Annotated in this window: 1 protein-coding gene; it reads left to right on the forward strand. The window is 60.9% G+C overall.

Features of this window, described 5'->3' with window-relative positions:
- Window positions 1–90 precede the first annotated feature (90 nt).
- The coding region (locus tag H5T41_10920; GenBank protein MBC7109269.1) for a T9SS type A sorting domain-containing protein at window positions 91–3,111 on the forward strand (3,021 nt) is incomplete at its 3' end.

The raw sequence follows: 3,111 nt of genomic DNA on the forward strand, positions 1-3,111 counted from the left end.
GGAACTGGGAGGTGGTAAGCGGTTGGTGTACGACTCTTTGCGGAATAGGTCGCGGTTTTTGCGGTTTTGGACTGGAAAGGAGGTTGGACGTTGAAGCGGATAGGTTTGGTGGCGACGGTACTGGCGGCCATGGTCTTTGGGGCCATGGCCTTGGCTTTTGAAGCCTACTTCTCAGACGCAGCCGGCAACAAGATCGGCAAGGTCTGGGAGGGGCGGTACGTGTACATCGCCGTGAAGGACCCGGAGAAGGGCGCCTGCGGCATCGACGAGTTCGAAGCCGACATCTTGATCTTCGACTTCAAGACCGGCGCGTACATTATGGTTGTGGACGATCCTGCAACTCCTGCATTTGAAGGCGCCGTGTTCCGGGAGCTCGGCGGGATCGGAAGCGGCCTGTACTTCTGGGTCGATGGGCCAGGATCGAACCGCAAGGTCTCGGTCCAGATCGGCTCCCGGGCGGACTTCACCAGCATCCCTTACGGGATGACCCACGTGCTTGATAGTTACTATGCCTCCCCCACTCCCCCGGCTTGGGCCTGGCTGGAAGGCGCCTGGGAGTACGTGGACCAGAACACCTTTAGTAGTAGTCCTTGGCCTGCTCCTGGTAATCCGGTGCCAACGCTTGTAGAGCTTCCTCGGGACAAGCAGACGGCCCGGGTGAACTTCGAAGGGTTGACAGGCGCAGTAAACGCGCTCCCGGCAGGAGGCATCGCGGGCCGGTTTGAGAACAACGACACCCTGGTGCTCATCGTGCGCGAGCCGGTCAACCCCATGAACGTGGACCAGGACCAGGTGAAGATCGTGGACACCGTGGCCAAGCTCAAGGTGACGCCCACGATCGTGTCCTACGGTTGCGGCCCGGCCTGCGAGAACATCGTGGTCCGCATCGAGGACCCCGATGAGAACCTGAACCCCAACGAGATCGAGTACGTGCCGTTCTTCGTCATCGTCAACCCCGGAAGCTGGAATCCCCAGACCTCTGGCATCAACAACTTCTGCACCCTCATGATGCGGGGAAGCTTGAATGACACCGCCAGCGATGACCTGATGGAGCCCATCCGCTGGTACAACATCTACGACGAGCCCGTTCCGGCTACTGTTGGTACTACCACGGTTTACTCCCGCTGGATCCTCTACCCGCAGGAGTGGTTGTCCGGAAAGTACACGATCGGCACCACAAAGGTGGGGCGGGCCCTGTTCTTCGCCGCGGAGACGGCCGTGGACTCCGGCGTATTTGAGTTCAACTTCGGGAACCTCGAGGAGCTCCAGGAGGCCCTGGGCTTTGCGAAGTTCCCGCCCTACACCACCATCACCTTCTACTACATCGACCCCAACGACTTCGACGACATGGACCTCGCCGCCATCTACGTGAACACCAACAAGTACCACTCCCAGACCTGGATCACCGACGCCAATGGGGTTCCGGTCTCCGAGGTGAAGATCGGGCATGGCGGCCTTTACATCCGCGTCTACGACGCTGATGCCAACCAGAACGCCTGCTGCCAGGACAAAATCGTGGTGCACATCTGCAACCCGCACAACGAGGACGACTCCGAGTACATCGTGATCGACGAGATCTCCAACAACTCCGGGATCTTCTTCACCGCAAGTGGCATCCGTCTTGAGCCGGTGTGGGACGCGGTGAATGGCTACCAGCTGGTCTTTGACGACTGGAAGGTCCAGGCGTTCAACGAGGACACGATCTTTGTCCGCTACAATTCCGTGGACTACGAGCAAGAGGATCTGAACTTACTGGGCGACGGCGATCCTACCACTGGCTTTCCGCCCGCTATCAACGAGGATGCTGCCCGGAACCAGTACTGGGACGTGTCCTTCGCCAAGGTGAAGGTCTACGACTTCCAGGTCTTCGACGGCGAGACACACCACATGCGCTTCCTCGATGGCGAGTACAAGCCGGTCACGGAGATCCCCGTCTCCGGCAGCCTCTACCTTGAGGTCACGGACCTCGACCAGAACGAGAACCCGCTCCTCAGGGAGCTCATATTTGGCGGCTGGAATAAGGACGCCTACTCCGGTGACGATGGTGATCGCGAGTACACCACTGCGATTGGGTCGTCCCAAGCCGAAGATGATGGTACTACTCCGAGCGCCGATGCCAACGAGGACTCCGCGCCGATCTGGTGGAAGGGCGACAGCAACGCTAACGGAACTTCCGCCGATCCAAACTCCGACGTGATGACCCCGCAGGGCGCGGTGAGCACTGCCCCGTACCTCAAGGACACGTCCATCTCCGGCATCGCCGAGACGGTGAAGATCTTCATGTTCAATGCCCAGAATGGGAACTGGGAGCGGATCGATCTCCGGGAGACCGCGGTCGGCTCCGGTGTCTTCCGGTCCACGGTGTGCGTCCTTGTCGCTGATTCCCGGCACCCTGGTGACGGGAACCTCGGCTCCGCTGCTGGGGACACGATCATGGCCTTCTACCAGGATCCGTCCAACCACTCGGACGTCTCCATCATTTCCATCAAGGTCTCTGAGGGCGGCGCCGGTGCGGTGACTCCGCCCACGGTGCAACTCTCCGTGGTCTTCGACAAGACCACGTACTACCCGGGCGACACGGTGACGATCACCGTGACCGACGAGCAGTACGCCGGTGCGGCGGAGATCGTGGGCACGAACGTCCTGGTGCTTCTCGATAAGGACGGCAAGGTCATCACGAGCTGGAACAAGCTCGAGGCCGTGGCCGGCCAGCCCGGGAAGTTCCGGGTCACCTACGTCCTCCCCGAGACGGTGAAGCTTGGCACGATCACCGCGAAATACACTGACCCGTACATGACCACCCGCACGGCCCAGGGTCAGGCCACAGTGGTGGCCAAGGCCCTTTCGAACGTGGCGGGGATCACCATCTCCCCGAACCCGTTCCAGACGTCCACCACGTTCACCATCCAGGCTGAGCCTGCTGGCGCCGTGGCGGAGAAGATCACCATCACCATCTACGACCTCACTGGAGCCAAAGTGGCGGTGGTCTCCGGCGAGAACACGGCGTCGGTGACCTGGGACGGCGGGAACCTCCGGAACGGCGCGTACATCTACGTGGCCGTGGTGGAGGGCGGCACGAAGGCCTGGACGTTCAAGGGCTTCGTGTACATC

It is taken from the genome of Methanomassiliicoccales archaeon, from assembly GCA_014361295.1.
Classification (GTDB): Archaea; Thermoplasmatota; Thermoplasmata; order Methanomassiliicoccales; family JACIVX01; genus JACIVX01.